This is a genomic window from Bacillus sp. KICET-1 (assembly GCF_027721405.1).
Lineage (GTDB): Bacteria > Bacillota > Bacilli > Bacillales > Bacillaceae > Bacillus > Bacillus velezensis.
In genome coordinates, this window is the sequence record NZ_CP113515.1 from 1,462,472 (window position 1) to 1,481,428 (window position 18,957).

General features: G+C 49.1%; 17 protein-coding genes. 12 read left to right on the forward strand and 5 right to left on the reverse strand.

Features of this window, described 5'->3' with window-relative positions; translation table 11 throughout:
• Positions 1-94: 94 nt before the first annotated feature.
• Entirely contained in the window at positions 95-2,080 is a 1,986-nt protein-coding gene (gene uvrB / locus OVA33_RS07485) for an excinuclease ABC subunit UvrB (RefSeq protein WP_003151439.1), read from the forward strand.
• Positions 2,081-2,087: 7 nt separating this feature from the next.
• Entirely contained in the window at positions 2,088-4,961 is a 2,874-nt protein-coding gene (gene uvrA, locus OVA33_RS07490; protein ID WP_128974131.1) for an excinuclease ABC subunit UvrA, read from the forward strand.
• Positions 4,962-5,009: 48 nt separating this feature from the next.
• Here the strand turns inward: uvrA and OVA33_RS07495 are convergent, their stop codons facing one another.
• Complete coding sequence (locus OVA33_RS07495) at positions 5,010-5,249, reverse strand: hypothetical protein (RefSeq protein WP_003151443.1); 240 nt, start codon at positions 5,247-5,249, stop codon at positions 5,010-5,012.
• Between the two features lie 197 nt (positions 5,250-5,446).
• Here OVA33_RS07495 and OVA33_RS07500 point away from each other — a divergent pair, with 197 nt between their 5' ends.
• From OVA33_RS07500 to OVA33_RS07525, 6 genes are all read left to right on the forward strand, one after another.
• On the forward strand, positions 5,447-5,773 hold the full coding sequence (locus OVA33_RS07500; RefSeq protein ID WP_003151444.1) for a hypothetical protein: 327 nt from the start codon (positions 5,447-5,449) through the stop codon (positions 5,771-5,773).
• A 24-nt stretch (positions 5,774-5,797) separates the two neighbouring features.
• The gene (locus OVA33_RS07505) at positions 5,798-6,895 is read left to right on the forward strand and encodes a DUF4097 family beta strand repeat-containing protein (RefSeq protein WP_007407448.1); all 1,098 of its coding nucleotides are present in this window, start codon (positions 5,798-5,800) and stop codon (positions 6,893-6,895) included.
• Between the two features lie 4 nt (positions 6,896-6,899).
• The gene (locus OVA33_RS07510; protein WP_014418985.1) at positions 6,900-7,094 is read left to right on the forward strand and encodes a PspC domain-containing protein; all 195 of its coding nucleotides are present in this window, start codon (positions 6,900-6,902) and stop codon (positions 7,092-7,094) included.
• Positions 7,095-7,454 carry a phage holin family protein gene (locus OVA33_RS07515; RefSeq protein WP_013353752.1) on the forward strand — a complete coding sequence of 120 codons (360 nt, stop codon included), beginning with the start codon at positions 7,095-7,097 and terminating at the stop codon, positions 7,452-7,454.
• A 94-nt stretch (positions 7,455-7,548) separates the two neighbouring features.
• Positions 7,549-11,418, forward strand: coding sequence for a metallophosphoesterase (locus tag OVA33_RS07520; protein WP_128974130.1), 3,870 nt, complete (start codon positions 7,549-7,551; stop codon positions 11,416-11,418).
• 167 nt (positions 11,419-11,585) lie between these two features.
• Complete coding sequence (locus tag OVA33_RS07525; protein WP_014305913.1) at positions 11,586-12,161, forward strand: TetR/AcrR family transcriptional regulator; 576 nt, start codon at positions 11,586-11,588, stop codon at positions 12,159-12,161.
• A gap of 144 nt (positions 12,162-12,305) precedes the next feature.
• Here the strand turns inward: OVA33_RS07525 and OVA33_RS07530 are convergent, their stop codons facing one another.
• The 3 genes from OVA33_RS07530 to nagA are packed head-to-tail and all read right to left on the reverse strand — an operon-like array spanning position 12,306 to position 14,963.
• Positions 12,306-13,037 (reverse strand): GntR family transcriptional regulator, encoded by a 732-nt coding sequence (locus OVA33_RS07530; RefSeq protein ID WP_071182011.1) that lies wholly within the window; start codon positions 13,035-13,037, stop codon positions 12,306-12,308.
• Positions 13,038-13,050: 13 nt separating this feature from the next.
• Positions 13,051-13,776 (reverse strand): glucosamine-6-phosphate deaminase, encoded by a 726-nt coding sequence (gene nagB / locus OVA33_RS07535; RefSeq protein ID WP_017418833.1) that lies wholly within the window; start codon positions 13,774-13,776, stop codon positions 13,051-13,053.
• Positions 13,773-14,963: an N-acetylglucosamine-6-phosphate deacetylase gene (gene nagA / locus OVA33_RS07540; RefSeq protein WP_128974129.1), complete on the reverse strand. Its 1,191-nt coding sequence runs from the start codon at positions 14,961-14,963 to the stop codon at positions 13,773-13,775. The genes nagB and nagA overlap by 4 nt, the downstream gene beginning before the upstream one ends.
• Positions 14,964-15,132: 169 nt before the next feature.
• Between nagA and hprK the strand changes: the two genes are divergently transcribed.
• From hprK to OVA33_RS07560, 4 genes are read left to right on the forward strand one after another with little or no spacing between them, the layout of a single operon-like run.
• On the forward strand, positions 15,133-16,065 hold the full coding sequence (hprK, locus tag OVA33_RS07545; RefSeq protein ID WP_003151456.1) for an HPr(Ser) kinase/phosphatase: 933 nt from the start codon (positions 15,133-15,135) through the stop codon (positions 16,063-16,065).
• Positions 16,066-16,079: 14 nt separating this feature from the next.
• Entirely contained in the window at positions 16,080-16,895 is an 816-nt protein-coding gene (lgt, locus tag OVA33_RS07550) for a prolipoprotein diacylglyceryl transferase (protein WP_014418979.1), read from the forward strand.
• Positions 16,896-16,920: 25 nt separating this feature from the next.
• Entirely contained in the window at positions 16,921-17,571 is a 651-nt protein-coding gene (ppaX, locus tag OVA33_RS07555; RefSeq protein WP_102422861.1) for a pyrophosphatase PpaX, read from the forward strand.
• Positions 17,572-17,574: 3 nt separating this feature from the next.
• Positions 17,575-18,093, forward strand: a complete 519-nt coding sequence (locus OVA33_RS07560; RefSeq protein ID WP_014418977.1) for an acyltransferase — start codon at positions 17,575-17,577, stop codon at positions 18,091-18,093.
• A gap of 16 nt (positions 18,094-18,109) precedes the next feature.
• On the opposite strand, the gene OVA33_RS07565 is transcribed toward OVA33_RS07560, so the two are convergent.
• Positions 18,110-18,835 carry a C39 family peptidase gene (locus tag OVA33_RS07565; RefSeq protein ID WP_025649337.1) on the reverse strand — a complete coding sequence of 242 codons (726 nt, stop codon included), beginning with the start codon at positions 18,833-18,835 and terminating at the stop codon, positions 18,110-18,112.
• Between the last annotated feature and the right edge of the window lie 122 nt (positions 18,836-18,957).

Genomic DNA, 18,957 nt, shown 5'->3' on the forward strand with positions numbered 1-18,957 from the left:
AACCATCGAACTTTAGTTCGTATTTTAGTGATTTTGCCCGTCATTGTGTTACTATATCAATAGGAAGATTTCGTAAAGAAACGGAGGCTTTTTTGTGAAAGATCGTTTTGAGTTAGTCTCGAAATATCAGCCCCAGGGAGATCAGCCGCAAGCGATTGAGAAGCTTGTCAAAGGCATACAGGAAGGCAGAAAACACCAGACTCTCCTGGGTGCGACAGGGACGGGCAAAACCTTTACCGTGTCCAATCTGATTAAAGAAGTGAATAAACCGACACTGGTCATTGCCCATAACAAAACCCTTGCCGGACAGCTGTACAGCGAGTTTAAGGAGTTTTTCCCGAACAACGCTGTCGAATATTTTGTCAGCTATTACGATTACTATCAGCCGGAGGCGTACGTGCCTCAAACGGATACTTTTATAGAGAAAGACGCAAGCATTAATGATGAAATTGATAAACTGAGACACTCCGCGACATCCTCTCTGTTTGAACGGAGAGATGTCATTATTATCGCGAGTGTGTCATGCATATACGGTCTCGGTTCGCCTGAAGAATACCGGGAAATGGTTGTGTCGCTCAGACCGGAAATGGAGATTGAGCGGAACGAGCTGCTGAGAAAGCTTGTGGATATCCAGTATGCCCGCAATGATATCGACTTTCAGCGCGGGACGTTCCGCGTGCGCGGAGACGTTGTGGAAATCTTCCCGGCTTCCCGTGACGAACATTGTATCAGAGTGGAATTTTTCGGAGATGAAATTGAGCGGATCAGAGAGGTCGACGCTTTGACCGGAGAAATTCTCGGCGACCGTGACCATGTCGCGATTTTCCCGGCTTCCCACTTCGTCACCCGGGCGGAAAAGATGGAAAAAGCGATTCTGAATATTGAACAGGAGCTTGAGGAGCGCTTGAAAGTGATGCACGAAAACGGCAAGCTCCTTGAAGCGCAGCGGCTTGAGCAGCGGACGAGATATGATCTTGAAATGATGCGGGAAATGGGTTTTTGCTCAGGGATCGAGAACTATTCAAGACATTTGACGCTCCGACCGCCGGGCTCTACGCCGTATACGCTGCTTGATTATTTTCCGGATGATTTTATGATTGTCGTTGATGAATCACATGTGACGATTCCGCAGGTGCGCGGCATGTTCAACGGTGACCAGGCGAGAAAACAGGTGCTTGTCGATCACGGGTTCCGCCTGCCGTCAGCGCTTGACAACCGTCCGCTCCGATTCGAGGAATTTGAGAAACATATGCACAATATCGTGTACGTGTCGGCGACTCCGGGACCGTATGAAATTGAGCATACGCCGGAAATGATCGAGCAGATCATCAGACCGACGGGACTCCTCGATCCTCTCATTGACGTCCGTCCGATCGAAGGACAGATTGATGATCTGATCGGCGAGATTCAGGCGAGGATTGAACGGAATGAACGCGTTCTCGTGACGACTTTAACGAAAAAAATGTCAGAGGATCTGACCGATTACCTCAAGGAAATCGGCATCAAGGTCAATTATCTGCATTCCGAGATTAAGACGCTTGAACGGATTGAAATCATCCGTGACCTCCGCCTCGGAAAACATGATGTGTTAATCGGCATCAACCTGCTGAGGGAAGGGCTTGATATTCCGGAAGTGTCACTTGTCGCCATTCTCGATGCGGATAAAGAAGGCTTCCTCCGTTCTGAACGTTCGCTGATTCAGACGATCGGACGGGCGGCCAGAAACGCGGAAGGCCGCGTCATCATGTATGCCGATAAAATCACGAATTCGATGGAAATCGCGATTAATGAAACGAAGCGCCGCCGGGAACAGCAGGAGCGCTTTAACGAAATTCACGGCATTACGCCGCAAACGATCAATAAGGAAATCCGCGATGTGATCCGCGCGACGCAGGCCGCTGAGGATAAAGAAGAATATAAAACAAAAGCCGCGCCTAAACTGGCGAAGATGACGAAGAAAGAACGCCAGAAAGTCGTTGAGCAAATGGAGCACGAAATGAAAGAAGCGGCCAGAGCGCTTGATTTCGAGCGGGCGGCAGAGCTTCGTGATTTACTGTTAGAGCTTAAAGCGGAAGGATGATGAACACATGGCAATTGACCGGATCGAGGTGAAAGGCGCAAGGGCGCACAATTTAAAAAACATTGATGTAACGATTCCCCGGGATCAGCTCGTCGTCGTGACGGGCCTGTCCGGATCGGGAAAATCATCCCTTGCCTTTGACACCATTTACGCGGAAGGACAGAGGCGGTATGTTGAATCGCTTTCTGCCTATGCGCGCCAATTTTTAGGGCAGATGGATAAGCCGGACGTTGATGCGATCGAAGGGCTTTCTCCGGCGATCAGCATTGACCAGAAAACAACAAGCCGCAATCCGCGGTCAACCGTCGGAACGGTAACGGAGATTTATGATTATCTCCGGCTGCTGTACGCGAGGGTCGGGAAGCCGCACTGCCCGGAGCACGGCATTGAAATTACGTCGCAAACGATTGAACAGATGGTTGACCGGATTCTTGAATATCCGGAGCGGACGAAGCTTCAAGTGCTTGCGCCGATCATCTCAGGCAGAAAAGGCGCCCATGTCAAAGTGCTTGACCAAATCAGAAAGCAAGGTTACGTAAGGGTGCGGATTGACGGAGAAATGGCCGAGCTTTCCGACGATATTGAACTTGAAAAAAACAAAAAGCATTCCATTGAAGTAGTCATTGACCGGATTGTCGTCAAGGAAGGGGTTGCCGCCCGGCTTTCCGACTCACTGGAAACCGCGCTCCGCTTAGGGGAAGGCCGTGTCATGATAGATATCATCGGTCAGGAGGAGCTGATGTTCAGCGAGCATCATGCCTGTCCGCTGTGCGGTTTTTCTATCGGAGAGCTTGAACCCCGGCTGTTTTCGTTTAACAGCCCGTTCGGCGCCTGCCCGACTTGTGACGGTCTCGGCTTGAAGCTGGAAGTGGACCCTGAGCTCGTCATTCCCAATCCTGAGCTGTCATTAAAAGAACACGCCATCGCGCCGTGGACGCCGATCAGTTCACAATATTATCCGCAGCTGCTTCAGGCGGTCTGCCGCCATTACGGCATTGATATGGAGACTCCGGTCAAAGACCTGCTGAAGCATCAGCTTGATAAAGTGCTGTACGGCAGCGGCGATGAACGGATCTACTTTAAATACGAGAATGATTTCGGACAAGTGCGCGAAAATGAAATTGAATTTGAAGGTGTGCTGCGCAATATCGAGAGACGGTATAAGGAGACAAGCTCCGATTATATCCGTGAACAGATGGAGCAGTACATGTCACAGAAGCCGTGCCCGACGTGCAAAGGCTACCGGCTGAAGAAAGAAGCGCTTGCCGTTTTGGTCAACGGGCGCCATATCGGGACCATTACCGAGCTTTCCGTCGGCGATGCGCTGGAATTTTTCAAAAACCTGACGCTGTCTGAGAAAGATATGCAGATTGCCGATTTAATTTTAAGAGAGATTGTGGAGCGGCTCAGCTTCTTAGATAAAGTCGGTCTTGATTACCTGACGCTGAGCCGGGCGGCGGGAACGCTGTCAGGCGGAGAAGCCCAGCGCATCAGGCTTGCGACGCAGATCGGCTCCCGTTTGTCAGGCGTCCTGTACATTCTTGATGAGCCGTCCATCGGCCTTCACCAGCGTGACAATGACCGTCTGATCAGCGCGCTGAAAAACATGAGGGATCTCGGCAACACACTGATTGTCGTGGAGCATGATGAAGATACGATGATGGCTGCCGATTATTTGATAGATATCGGTCCGGGTGCCGGCATTCACGGCGGCCGCGTCATATCGGCGGGGACGCCTGAAGAAGTGATGAATGATGCGGACTCTCTGACCGGACGCTATTTGTCAGGGGCTCAATTCATCCCGATGCCTCCGGAGAGAAGAAAGCCTGACGGCCGGTTCATTGAAATTAAGGGCGCTTCAGAAAATAACCTGAAAAAAGCGAACGCCAAATTCCCGCTCGGCACTTTTACGGCGGTGACAGGTGTGTCCGGTTCCGGAAAAAGCACGCTTGTGAATGAAATTCTGCATAAGGCGCTTGCGCAAAAGCTTCATAAAGCCAAAGCGAAACCGGGAAGCCATAAAGAAATCAAAGGCCTTGACCACCTTGATAAGGTGATCGACATCGACCAGGCGCCGATCGGCCGGACACCGAGATCAAACCCGGCAACTTACACGGGCGTGTTTGATGATATCCGCGATGTATTCGCGCAGACAAATGAAGCAAAGGTGCGCGGCTATAAAAAAGGCCGGTTCAGCTTTAATGTAAAAGGCGGGCGCTGTGAGGCCTGCCGCGGCGACGGCATCATTAAAATTGAGATGCACTTCCTTCCTGACGTGTACGTTCCGTGTGAAGTGTGCCACGGCAAACGTTACAACCGGGAGACGCTGGAGGTCACATACAAAGGAAAAAGCATTTCTGACGTTCTGGATATGACGGTGGAAGATGCTCTGTCTTTCTTTGAAAATATCCCGAAAATCAAACGCAAGCTTCAAACGCTTGCCGATGTCGGACTCGGGTATGTGACGCTCGGCCAGCCGGCGACGACGCTGTCAGGCGGAGAAGCGCAGCGCGTCAAGCTTGCTTCCGAGCTCCATAAGCGTTCCACCGGCCGGACGCTGTATATTTTGGACGAACCGACGACAGGCCTCCACGTTGATGATATCGCAAGGCTTTTGGTTGTGCTTCAAAGACTCGTCGATAACGGAGATACCGTTTTGGTCATTGAACATAATCTCGATATCATTAAAACGGCGGACTACATCGTCGATCTGGGACCTGAAGGCGGAGCGGGCGGCGGCACGATTGTAGCCTCCGGGACGCCTGAAGAAGTTGTCGAAGTGAAAGAATCATATACAGGCCGCTATCTGAAACCGGTAATGGAACGTGATAGAAAACGGATGAAAACATTGCTGGCCGAAAAAGAAACGGCAGCCACGTAATAGATCAATAAAAACAGCCCAAAACTCATCGGTTTTGGGCTGTTGTTGTTACAGGCTTTTTTTCTGTTGGGGAAGCTGTCTGCTTAAATGCATTAAGTCCTGCAGAATATGGGTGCTGCTGCTGTCCAGCAGCACTTTTATATATTGGATATCATGGGAAATGGGAAGAGGGGCTGCTTTGATCTGTTCCAATTCAGCCAGCATTTCGCTGTTCATTCTTTTCTGTTCGCGAATTAAATTTCGAAGACTCTCTTCCGTTACTTGGGCGTTTTCGGGATCTTTCTCCATTTGTATGTCCTCCTTGCATACGGTCAGGCTTTGTTACATATTGTAATCGGTTCGGGGAAAAGATTCTATAGTGAAATCTCTGAAATCAAAAATTACGTATAACGAAGCATGTCCTTAGCATGAAAATGAAACCCGCCCATTCGTCATACGTATGTATAAGGAAGGGTTTTTACATTACGGCACAGGGAGTGTTTTTATTGAACCGAAATCAAGCGATTATCGCATCAATCTGTTATTTCAGCGTGTTTCTCGCGCCGCTCATTCTTCCGATTGTGGCTTACTTTGTCGTCGATGAAAAAGAGACGAAGCGGCATGCCATGCGCGCTCTGATTTCCCATATCATTCCGTTTGCGGGATTGCTGATTGTGACCGCGGGTGTTGTCGGCGGATTGATTACGGCTCAAGGGGAGAGTATGGTGCCCGTTTTTGTTATGATAACAGGAGCAGCTGTTTATTTTCTGATCCTCATCGGAATGGTCATTTGGAATATCGTGCAGGGAATTAAGGTGTTACGCCAGGTGTAAGAAAAGTCGGGGGAGGAGTTTTGTATGAAACAGGAGAAAGAACGGATTTTAAAGCTTGTGGAAGACGGCATGCTGACGGCGCAGGAAGCACTGACGCTCATTGAAAAACTGGATCATGAATATAAAGAAAAAGAAGAGCAGATCACCGCATTATCTGCGGAGGTCCAGGAACCTGCGGAAGATTTCGAAAGCGGGGCAAAAGGAAGCCAAAAGCCGTCGCTCGGGGCGAAGCTGTTCGACTGGATTGATTCTGCCGTCAAAAAAGTGAAGGAAGCGGATCTTGATCTGAATTTCGGCCACGCACACGAAGTGCAGCATATTTTTCAATTTAAAGACAGTGAATTCTCGGCCATTGATATGCAGATCGCAAACGGCAGCGTCAATATCGTGCCGTGGGCGGATGAAGATATCAGAGCGGAGTGCCAGGCGAAAGTGTACCGGGCGGACAGTCAGGAGGCGGCGCGCACCGCATTTCTTCAGCACATTGAGTGTGAAGTGAAGGGCAATAAGTTTTTTGTCCGCACGGAAAAGAAAACGATGAAAACCAATGTCACGCTTTATGTTCCCCAGAAAGAGTACGATAAGATAAGAGTGAAGCTGTTTAACGGACCGATCAGAGGGGAACATTTACATGTAAAAGAATTCTCGGCGAAAACGACAAACGGCGTTCTGTCATTTTCTCATTTGACGGCTGATAAAGCGTCGGCGGAAACAGCTAACGGACAAATCAAACTGGCCGGACATCAATGCGGAGCGATTGAAGCGGAAACGATCAACGGCTTGATTGATTTGCGCGGATCGAGTGAATCCATTGACGTTCAAAGCTTTAACGGCAATATCATGCTTACCGTGACAGCGCCGCACTGCCGCTCCATCTACACGAAAACGACGACCGGAAACGTGGAGATCGCTCTGCCTGATGATTCGGCGGTGAAAGCGGAGCTGAAAAGCAATCTCGGCTCTCTCAGCCATGAGCTGATTGATGCGGAAATTTTAAAGGAAAAGAATGACACCATTCAAAAAGAACTGATGCTGGCATCAAATCAAGGCCATGATCAGCATCTCTCGATTTTCTCAGAATCGTTAACAGGAGCCATTAAGCTCAAGCATACTCAGAGGTGATTGGATGAAAAGACTTTACCGTTCAGAAAAAAATCGTAAAATTGCCGGCGTCGTCGGCGGTTTGGCGGAGTACATCAATATGGATGCGTCGCTTTTGCGCATTATCACCGTTGTATTAGCGCTTGTCATGCCGGGAATCGTGCCGATTGTATATATTATCTGGTGTTTTGTTGTACCTTTAGAAGGAGATTTGAAATAAATGATCAAATGGGCAGTCAGCATTTTAGTAAATGCGTTATTATTAATCGTTATCGCGGGATATTTTGATTCCGTCCATATCAGCAGTATCGGAGCGGCTGTCATCGCCAGTGTGATTCTTTCTGTGTTAAATGTGCTGATCAAGCCGATCATCATTATATTGACATTGCCCGTCACGGTTGTAACCCTCGGCCTCTTTCTGTTTGTCATCAACGCCATCACGCTGATGATGACCGCTGCCTTGATGGGAGACAGCTTTCAGATTGACGGGTTCGGCACCGCCATTTGGGCATCCGTCGTGCTGTCCGTTTTCCACTTGCTGATTCAAAAAGGCATATTGGAGCCGCTTAGAAAAAGATAAAAAAAGAAGCTGTCCCCAAGGGGGGCAGCTTTTTTATGTGCGGTACATAAGCGGCCGCCTCCTGACGCAACATAATGCATAGGGAGGTAATGAGATGAAACTTGTGATGACGCTCTTTTTTCTGATTTGTTTGCTTTGTGTAAGTCCTTCTGCGGATGCGGCGCGCAAAGAACCGGCAATCCCCGTGAATCAGCAGGAATTCGGACAGCCGCCTCATTACATACCGCTTCTGGAGAATCCTCCCCAAATCGAAGTAAAGGCGGAAATGAAAAGAAACCTGTTCATACAGGCTCATGTACGGAATGCTGACTATCAAGCGTTTTCGGCGTTTCTTTTTTATAAACAAAGCAATGAGCTGGGGTTTAAAATGGTGCCGATGGAGCCCGCGCCAGGCGCAATCCGGCTGTTTACGGCCCAGGTTTCAAAACGGGATATCTGGAATGGAGAATTGGAATATTACCTCGTTTTCACCAACGGCAGACAGCGGGCGGAATCGGAGAAAAAGCGGCTGAAGCTGGACGGCTATCAAGCCGATTTGAATCATATTCCCGAGCTGATGATTACGGAGCTTGCGGTTGATACGAAAAATGAAGACGGCGCTGATGCCTATGAATTTATCGAGGTGTATAACACGACGGACAGGCCCATTCATTTTAAAGACTATCACATCCGCTACCGCTATCCGAAGGAAGGGCCGGAATCAGATATGATATGGAGGCCGAAAGAAGATACCGTCATTCCGTCAGGCGGGACTTACGTGTTTTGGCTGAGACGCGCCGCATCAGAACTGACGATAGATGATTTCAACCGCTATTACGGGACACGCCTGAAGGAGGGAAAACATCTCGCCGTCATCGAAGGGACGGACGGAATGTCCAACGACCGGCCGAGGACGGTGGTGCTGTCGGCAAATACCGGAAAAACCATCGCCTCAGCGCACTATCGAAAACACGCGTTCCGCCGGCTGACTTCTTTGCTTTATAAATATCCGCTGAACGGAACGGGAGAATTGCTGAAGATTTCCACGAGCGAACATAAGCCGTCACCGGGCTCTGTTTTTCAGGCGCAGATCCCGGAGCAGAAAAGGGTGATAAAACCCGACAAGGAAAAACCGGTCATCGAAGACCTTACAGACAGAAAGCCCGTCCGGCCCGCTGAAAGCATTGAATTAAAGGCTGACATAAAAGACAAAAACCTTGTCAAAACAGCCGCGTTTTATTACCGGACCAATGAGAAAAAACCATTTAAACGAATTCTGGCTGAAAAAGACCGCAACGACAGGTTATATCGTCACATTCTTTATTCCCCGGAACTGCTCGGCCAGGATCAGCTTGAGTATTACATCGCAGCCGGTGACGGAGAAAATGAAGCAAAAACGCCCGTCAAGATGATTGACATTAAACAGACGAGCAAATCACACGGACTCAGGATGAACATTGAACCCGAAGATACGATATCCGGCACCTATCTCCTCAAAGCGACATCCGACGTCAGCGCTGATAAGATCAAGCTGTGGATTGACGGCAAGCTGCAGGAGACCCGGCCTGCGCTGGAAAAAGAAGTTTACTTCGCTTTCGATGCCCGGAAAACGAATCTTTATTTCCAAAACACCGTCATGATGGAAAACGAGGTGCTGCACATTTTTGACGATCCGGCACACCGCTACAGAACGTACTCGGTGCTGCTGCCGGAACGTCTGCTGCAAAAAGGGGGCAAAACACAGAAAGTCTCCATCCGTTCGGGCTCCAAGGTTTCTCCGTATGACATAGGGGAGAATCGGGATGATTTTATCGTGAAAAATGCCCGCCTGGTGCTTTCAGACGGAACGGTGATCAAAAACGGGGAGCGGGATCCGGCTGAGCAGCTGTTTATCGGTGACGGCAAGCGGGCGAATCAGCGCATGACCTTCTCATTCAGCCTGCCGGATCATTTGTTTACGTCGCGGCTTCTGCCATGGAATACGGTGAAGCTTTCTGAAGGGCATCACCACATTTTTGTGAGCGACGGTGAAGAGCAGCTCAGTCAGTCTGTGCTGGTGGACAATACGGGGCCGAAGATTGTTCCGGGAATCAAAGAAGGCGCGACACTGAAAGGTAACTTTGAGCTGAAAGCGGACATCCGTGATAAATGGAGCAAAGTAGAAGAAGTGAAAGCGTTTTTGGACGGAGAAAGCATCACGCTCCCGCATCATACGTCATCAGCCGATCTTAAGCCCGGAAAGCACACCCTTACCATCACTGCGGCAGACCTTGCGGGAAATGAAACAACATCCGTCCGCACCTTCCACATCAAACGGGAGGAGCCGAATCAGCCGGAGTTTACCGGCCAAAAAACCGGCGCCCATAAAGCGAAGCTGTCCGTCCGGGTAAAAGATCCGACGAAGGATGAAATGAATGTATCATTTTACCGGGGCTTCCGTTATACCGCGCGGAATCCGGGCAGCGTGAAAGTGTATCAGCACGCCTCATTGACAGAACCGCCGAGAGGCATGAAAGAAAATGAAATGCCGTTTACCCTGCCGGAAATGAACCGCATCTCGGCAAATGACGGAAAAACCGTCTCGACGGAAAACATGGAGCGTTTCCCTTATCACCGGTTTGAAGTGTCCGTTGACCCGTCTATTGACGAAACGGATCGGGCCGAGGCGGTCTGGAAAGGAAGCTCTCTGCCCGGCCGGAAGGTAACCATGTATATTTGGAATTACCGGACAAGCCGCTGGCAGGAGGCGGACAGCGTCCTTGCCAAAAATAAAAAGCCGTTTACGTTAAAAGCCGCCGTGTCCGCAGCCGATGCGGTGAAGAACTCAAAAATGAATGTCATCGTGCAGGATCAAATACCGGCGAAAGGCAATTACTCATTTGTCTGGATGTCGGATACACAGTATTACGCACAAGGTCACCCGCACATTTTTGACAAAATGACGGAGTGGATCAAAGAAAATAAGGAAAAGCACAATATTAAATATGTCTTTCATACCGGTGATATTGTCGATGATTCGATGGTGATGAAACAGTGGAAAAACGCCGATCACTCCATGCGGACACTCGACAAGGCGGGGATTCCGTACGGAGTGCTTGCCGGAAATCATGACGTCGGCCATAAAGACGGCACATACCGAACCTTCGGGGATTTCTTCGGGAGCCGCCGTTTTGAAAAGAAAATGCATTATGGCGGGTCATACAAAAATAACCGCGGGCATTATGATCTGCTGTCGGCAAGCGGGAACGATTTTATTATGATTTATATGGGCTGGGGCATTACGGATCAAGAGATTGACTGGATCAATCAAGTGCTAAAGCGGTATCCGGACCGAACCGCCATCTTATGCTTTCATGAGTACTTGCTTGTGAGCGGAAATCGAAGTCCGATCGGGGAAACGATCTATCGAAAAGTCGTTAAGCCGAATCGCAATGTGGCGATGGTATTAAGCGGCCATTACCATAACGCCATGAAAAAAACCGATGCGCTTGACGATGACGGGGACGGAAAACCGGACCGCCTCGTCCACCAAATTCTGACCGACTACCAGGACGGTCCGGAAGGGGGACAGGGCTTTATGCGCATGATGCAATTCGATCAGGCCGCCAATCAGGTTCACATGTTCTCCTACTCGCCGTACACGGATGACATCAATTACTATGACACCGATCTGTTCGCTGATAAAGACGAATTCTCAGCAGAAATGGATTTACAGCCGAAGAGGAAAAGGGTTGCGACCGATTATTTTGAATGCAACGTCTATACGAACGAACTGCTCGGTCATAAAAAACACGTAAAAAGCGGAAAAACCGCAAATTGGATCTGGGACGGCCTGCAGCCTGATTCCGTTTATTACTGGTACACCGTCGTTAAGGACCCGTACAACGGCAAAACAATATCACCGCTGTGGATGTTCAAAACGGGAAATACGCCGTATCGCCCGGCTCCGGATCAGTTTGATTTCAGGCATGCCTCAAACCCATAACGAAAAAAATACAGCCTGCTGATCACTCAGAAGAAAATCTGACGGTCAGCAGGATTTTTTCTGTACGTAAATGGCGGCGCCCTGCTGTAATAAGTGCTTTTGACTTTTTTATGTCCCTTTTCTATACTAAAATCGATTGGTTTTCGTAATATGCAGGAGGAAACATAATGAACAGTAAAACCGGGACAAAAGAAAGAATTATTCAAACCTCTGCATATCTTTTTCAGATTCAGGGATACCATGCGACTGGTTTGAATCAAATTATAAAAGAGAGCGGAGCACCCAGAGGGTCAGTGTATCATCACTTTCCAAACGGAAAAGAAGAACTCGCCATTGCGGCGATCAAATATACGGGAAGATGCGTTGAAAAGCAGATACAGAATAGTATGTCTCAATCCGCGGACCCTGTAGAAGCGATTCAGCACTTTATTCATGTAACGGCTGAACAGTTTAATGATCCGCAGAATATTGAGGGCGTGCCGGTTGGATTGCTGGCGGGTGAGACCGCTCTGATCAATGAAACGTTAAGATGCACATGTGTTGAGGTGTTCAAGAAGTGGACGGATGTGTTTGCGGCAAAATTTCTTGAGCATGGGTTTGAACAAGAGGAAGCGGAGAAGCTTGGGATGACAATCAACTCGATGATTGAAGGCGCAATCATGTTTTCATTGGCTCATAAAAACAAAGAACCGCTGCTGCTGATTTCAAAGCAGGTTCCGTATATTGTCCAAAACAGAGGATAGCATTTTATTACTCTTTTCTTTATAAAAATAGATACCGGAACCCCAGCCTCTTCGTTTTGACAGAGTCATAGAGAACATTCACCGGCTTGATTTGAAAATGGCAGATCAAAAAAACATCTCCAACCCGTAACGGTTGGAGATGTTTCATTTCACCCTGTCCATATAATGCACGAATGTGTAGCGGTCGCCTCTGTAGGCGGATTTGACGTGCTCAAAGGCAGTGCCGTCCTGCAGATAAGTGGTCCGCTTGATATAGAGGACGGGCGCGCCGGGCTGGATGCCGAGCAGCTCAGCTTCTTCCTCGGAAGCGGCTCCCGGTTCAAGCTCTTGTTTTGCCCGTGAGATCGGCATCTGATTGTACGCTTCAATATGCTCATACATGGATGATTGAAAATGGGAGGTATCCAATTTTCCCGCCTTGTCAAACGGGATGTACGATGCCTCAATCGCCATCGGGATATCATTTGCCAGCCGGACGCGGATGATTTTATGAAGCGTTGCCGGATAGCCGCATCCCAGGATAGAAGATAATTCTTCCGTCGCCTGAATCAGCTGGTATTCGGCAAGTCTGCTCCCCGGCTTCATGCCCCGGCTTCTCATATCTTCCGTAAAGCTTGTCAGCCCTTGAAGCGGCTGTTCCATCTTCAGTTTGCTGACGAACGTTCCCCGGCCTTTCTGCCTGTATAAAAATCCTTCATTCACCAGATTGGAAAGCGCCTGGCGCACCGTCATTCGGCTGATGCCGAATTGTTCGGCGTATTCCCGCTCCGACGGAAGCAGCGCATCCGCTTTCAGCTCGCCGTTTTTGATTTGTGTTTTTAATTGTTCCATAATCTGAAAGTAAATCGGAATCGGAGATTGTTTATCAATCTGCATAGGTCAAATCCTTTCAATCGCCGCCCGCAGCCTGTTCATCAATCAAGACCGTCACATCCGGATGCGCGTGCAGGGCGGAGGCGGGGAATGCTTCGCTGATGCGCCCGTCCAGAAGCTGCTTCACCGCTTGGGCCTTGCTTTTTCCGGATGCCATGATCAAAATCCGTTTGCCGGACAAAATCGTCCCGATCCCCATTGTCAGGGCTTTTACAGGGACTTGATCAATTGACGGAAAGTACCGCGCATTCGCCTGTCTTGTCTCTTCATTCAGCTCAACAACATGGGTTCGGGATTCAAATGGCGTCCCGGGTTCATTAAAGCCGATATGGCCGTTGTGTCCGATGCCTAAAAGCTGTATATCCGCTCCGCCGAGTGTTTGAATCAATCGGTCATAGCGTCCGCATTCGGCATCAAGATCGTCTGCCCGTCCGTCAGGGAGAAAGTGGCGGTCCTTTCGGCTGTCGATATGTGCAAAAAAATGTGTATTCATATAATAATGATAGCTGTTTTTGTCCTCGGGAGAAAGCCCGGCGTATTCGTCAAGGTTGATCGTCGTGACATTTCGGAATGACAAGCCCTCTGAGCGGTGCATCCGCACAAGTTCTTTGTATACGCCTTCAGGAGTGCCCCCCGTCGCAAGGCCGAGAACGGCATCCGGCTTTTGTTTCACTGTTTCAGCGATAATCGATGCGGCTTTTTCACTTAATTCTTCATAATGTCTGCATGTGATAACGTTCATGTCCAATCAGCCTCCCTTGAGATATATGCGGTGTTTCCGCGGCAAATCGTGACCAGCACGCCGCACTGTCCGTCCGTCAGAACAACGTCGGCGTCTTTTCCTTCGGCGATGCTTCCTTTACGGTCGAATATGCCGAGGCGGCGGGCCGCATTTGCCGATGTCATATTTGCTATATCCGGCCATGAGCAGTTTGTAAACCTGCGTATGAGCGCTGCGCCTTCATTCATTTTTAAAATGGAACCGGCCAGCGTCCCGTCAGAGAGAAGCGCCGTGTCCCCGCGAACGGTGACTTTTTGTCCGCCGAACTCGTATTCTCCGTCCTTAAGCCCTTTTGCCCGCATGGAGTCTGTAATCATGATCAGATTTTGGCTTCCTTTCGCCAAATAGGCAAGCTTAACGGCCAGAGGATGGGAATGAATGCCGTCGGTGATCAGCTCCGCCGTGATGCGGCCGCAGGCGAGAGCCGTACCGATGCCCCCCGGCTCACGGTGATGAAAGGAGCTCATGGCGTTGAAGAGGTGCGTCATATGCACCGCCCCGGCATCCGCCGCTTTTTGTAAAAGCTCGGCTCCCGCGTCTGTGTGTCCCATTGACGGGATGATGTTTTGGTTTTTTAAATAACGGATCAGGCTGAAATCAGGATCTTCTTCCGGCGCAAGCGTCACGATTTTGATCAGCCCTCCCGAGAGCCGCTCCCATTTCTGAAAGAGTCCGGCATCAGCAGGAGTAATCCATTGTTTCGGCTGTGCTCCCGCCTTTTTCGGAGAGACAAACGGTCCTTCTAAATGAATGCCGATCAACTCAGCGCCTTTTTGGGCCTGCGGTGAGGAAGACGCCCATTTTTTGGCGTTGACGAGCGCTTTTTCAATGTTTTCGTGCTGCTGTGTGATCGTTGTCGCTAGAAAAGAGGTTGTTCCTTCTTCGGGCAGCCGGGCGGACATTGTATCAAGAGCTGCAACATCAGCATCCATCGTATCCGCGCCGTATCCGCCGTGAATATGGATATCAATCATTCCGGGAAGCGCATATGAACCCTCGGGCGCCTTCCATTCCTTCTCATACGTTTCTTGCGGTCTTGTTTTCCCCGCGTAAGAAATGATGCCGTTCTTTATACCGAGAAATCCGTTTCGGATGATTTCTTCTTCTGTTACGATGTCCGCACCGCTGATTAACAAGCTTTCAGCCACTTTAAAACACGCCTTTCTGGTTAGTTGTTAGTTTTATTTTACTCTTTTTCAGACTAGTTATCTAGACCAGTTATGCCGGAATTGTATAAATCTGTTTTGGTTCAGACGGTAAAGTGATAAAATATAACTGTTCAAAGCTCGGAACATCCCAGAACAGGAGGAACATATCTTGGCAAAGGTTCGGACCAAAGACGTAATGGAGCAGTTCCATTTAGAATTGATCAGCGGAGAAGAAGGGATTAACCGCCCGATTACGATGAGTGATTTATCACGGCCCGGTATTGAAATCGCCGGTTATTTTACATATTACCCGAGAGAACGGGTGCAGCTTTTAGGAAAAACGGAGCTGTCATTTTTTGATCAGCTTCCCGAGGAAGATAAGAAACAGCGGATGAAATCGCTGTGCACCGATGTGACGCCGGCTATCATACTTTCCAGAGATATGCCGATCCCGCCGGAGCTTGTAGAAGCTTCCGAGCAAAACGGCGTGCCTGTGCTCAGATCCCCTCTGAAAACAACCAGGCTGTCAAGCAGGCTGACGAATTTTCTTGAGAGCCGTCTCGCGCCGACAACGGCCATTCACGGCGTGCTTGTGGATATATACGGCGTCGGCGTGCTCATTACGGGAAAAAGCGGAGTCGGTAAAAGTGAAACGGCGCTGGAGCTTGTCAAACGAGGCCATCGTCTTGTCGCGGATGACTGCGTTGAAATCCGGCAGGAGGATCAGGATACCCTTGTCGGGAACGCGCCTGATCTGATTGAGCATCTGCTCGAAATCAGGGGGCTCGGCATTATAAATGTCATGACGCTGTTCGGAGCGGGCGCCGTCAGAAGCAATAAAAGAATTACAATCGTCATGGACCTTGAGCTTTGGGAGCAAGGGAAACAATACGACCGTCTCGGACTTGAAGAAGAAAAAATGAAAATCATTGATACGGAAATTACAAAACTGACCATTCCCGTTCGCCCGGGGCGGAATCTCGCCGTTATTATCGAAGTTGCGGCGATGAACTTCAGATTGAAGCGGATGGGCTTGAATGCTGCCGAGCAATTCACGAATAAGCTGGCGGATGTCATTGAGGACGGCGAACAAGACGAATAGGAGTTGGCAATAATATGAATGAAGCAGGAACACCAATCAATCCGATTGCCTTTCAGCTCGGGCCTTTATCCGTGCACTGGTACGGAATCATTATCGGCGCGGGCGCGTTATTAGGGCTTTGGATGGCCATGAGGGAGAGTGAAAAGCGGGGGCTGAATAAGGACATTTTTATTGATCTTGTTCTTTTCGCCATCCCGATCGCAATCATTTGCGCAAGGGCATATTATGTGCTTTTCGAGTGGAGCTATTACTCGGAACACCCCGGGGTAATCATTAAAACTTGGAAAGGCGGCATTGCGATTCACGGCGGATTAATCGGCGCGATCGCAACGGGAATTGTCTTTTCAAAAGTAAGAGGCATCTCATTCTGGAAGCTGGCGGATATTGCCGCGCCGAGTATTCTGCTCGGCCAGGCCATCGGGCGCTGGGGGAACTTTATCAACCAGGAGGCTCACGGTGAAGCGGTCAGCCGGTCATTTTTGGAAAGTCTGCATCTTCCGGATTTCATCATTAATCAGATGTACATAGACGGACAATATTACCACCCGACGTTTTTGTATGAATCGCTGTGGAGTTTTGCGGGCGTCGTGATTCTGCTTCTGCTCCGCCGCGTGAACCTGCGCAGGGGCGATCTGTTTTTGACGTATGTGATCTGGTATTCGATCGGCAGATACTTTATTGAGGGAATGCGGACGGACAGCCTGATGCTTACGAGCCAGCTTCGGATCGCGCAGGTCATTTCCATTGTGCTGATTGTACTTGCGATTATTTTAATGATTTTCAGACGCATGAAGGGGTATGCCGATAAGCGGTATGCCGACACGGACTGACGCCTGAAATCGGAAAGGACATAAGATGACTGATAAACGTGTAACCGCCATTTTATTCGATCTCGACGGCACGCTGATTGACACGAATGAACTGATTATCGCTTCTTACCTTCATACGCTTGATCATTATTGCCCGGGGCAGTTCAAAAGGGAAGATGTGCTTCCGTTTATCGGCCCGCCTCTGTATGAAACGTTTTCAGGCATTAATGCTGAAAAGTGCGATGAGATGATCAGCATGTACAGAGCATTCAACCATGAAAAGCACGATGAGCTCGTCACGGAGTACGAAACGGTTTATGAAACGCTTGATGAATTGAAAAAAGCGGGCTATCAGCTCGGGATTGTCACCACAAAGCTGAGGGATACAGTGAATATGGGATTGAAGCTGACAGGCATCGGGGCGTTTTTCGATACTGTCGTCACGCTTGATGATGTTAAGCATCCGAAGCCTGACCCCGAGCCTGTGCGGCTTGCTCTCAGCCGGCTGGGGTGCGATCCGTCGGAAGCCATAATGGTCGGTGACAATTATCACGATGTCATGGCGGGCAAAAACGCCGGCACGAAAACAGCCGGCGTCGCGTGGACGATTAAAGGCGCACAGGCGCTTTCCGCCTATGAACCCGATTATATGCTCGAGAAAATGAGTGATTTATTGCACATCACCGGAGTGAAGTAATCCGTGAGAAAAACAGACCGCCATCCGGTTGCAGGTGCAAATTCATTGTGGCATGTTTATCAGACGGTTCCCTTTCTGAAGGTGATGAAAAATTTCATCATCATTCAGATCGCAAGGTATACGCCGTTTTTAAGCGTGAAAAACTGGCTGTACCGAACCTTTTTGAAAATGAATGTCGGAAAACAGACGTCATTCGCGCTGATGGTGATGCCGGATATCATGTTTCCCGAAAAAATCACTGTCGGAAAAAACAGCATCATCGGCTACAATACGACGATTTTGGCTCATGAATACTTAATACATGAGTACCGGACCGGTTTTGTCACAATCGGTGACAAGGTGATGATCGGTGCAAACACAACCATTCTGCCCGGCGTCACCATCGGGAGCGGAGCCGTTGTATCAGCCGGCACCCTGGTGCACAAAGATGTCCCGGCCGGGGCGTTTGTCGGAGGAAATCCGATGCAGGTGATCTATACGGACGAAGAAATGAAAAAACGAATGGAAAACCCCGCTGATTAACGTCAGCGGGGTTTTTTTATGACTTGATCACAATGGCCTGGCTGCCCATCTGCTTCCAGGCTTTTTCAAAGTCAGACCGGTCTGTTTTTCTGTTTTTATAGCCGTAAGGATCATTAACGTATACATAATCGTGATCATAACCGGTGACGGCTACGCTATGCATGCTGAACGTAATGTCGATCTTTCCGTTCGGCGTATTCCAAGTCTGCATATGATCAACCGGCTTAAAGGATGTGGTGGTAATCACCCAGACCGGCCGCCCTTTTTCAAGCTGGCGGTACACTGAAGAAATGTCTTTTCCCGTCAGGTCGTATACTTTGTTTCCCGCATACTCTTTGGCAAGTTTATCAATCGGCTCATGATAAACGCCTAAACCCGGGCCGTTTTCCATATCTCCGGCAAATCCTTCATTCGGATCTCCCTTCAGCCCGCTGCTGTATGTGAGCGGAACTTTATTGATTTTATCCGCCAATGTATTTTTTGACACATGATATCCGGCATTGTTCAAAATCATGGCAAGGCTCGTCACCTCACAGCCATTGTACAGTCTGGGAGAATCCATCTGTCTGTACAGAACGACATTCAGCGGTGACGCGCTCCCTTTTAACGGTGTTTTCTCATCAGGCTCGTCGGACTGCTGATTAAAAAAATTCAAATGAATATCGTTTGTATAGATGTTATACCCGAGATAGACAAGGATGGCTGTCAGAATCAGCACACATAATGTTCCAAGCGTCTTCATTATTACTCTCCCTTGTTTCTGATGAAGCTATTCTATGTATTATAGCACTTCTGCTCAATATGATTCGATCGTTCCGGTATGTTTACAGGTTTGTTCATTCTTTAGCCATGTTTATGGAAAAG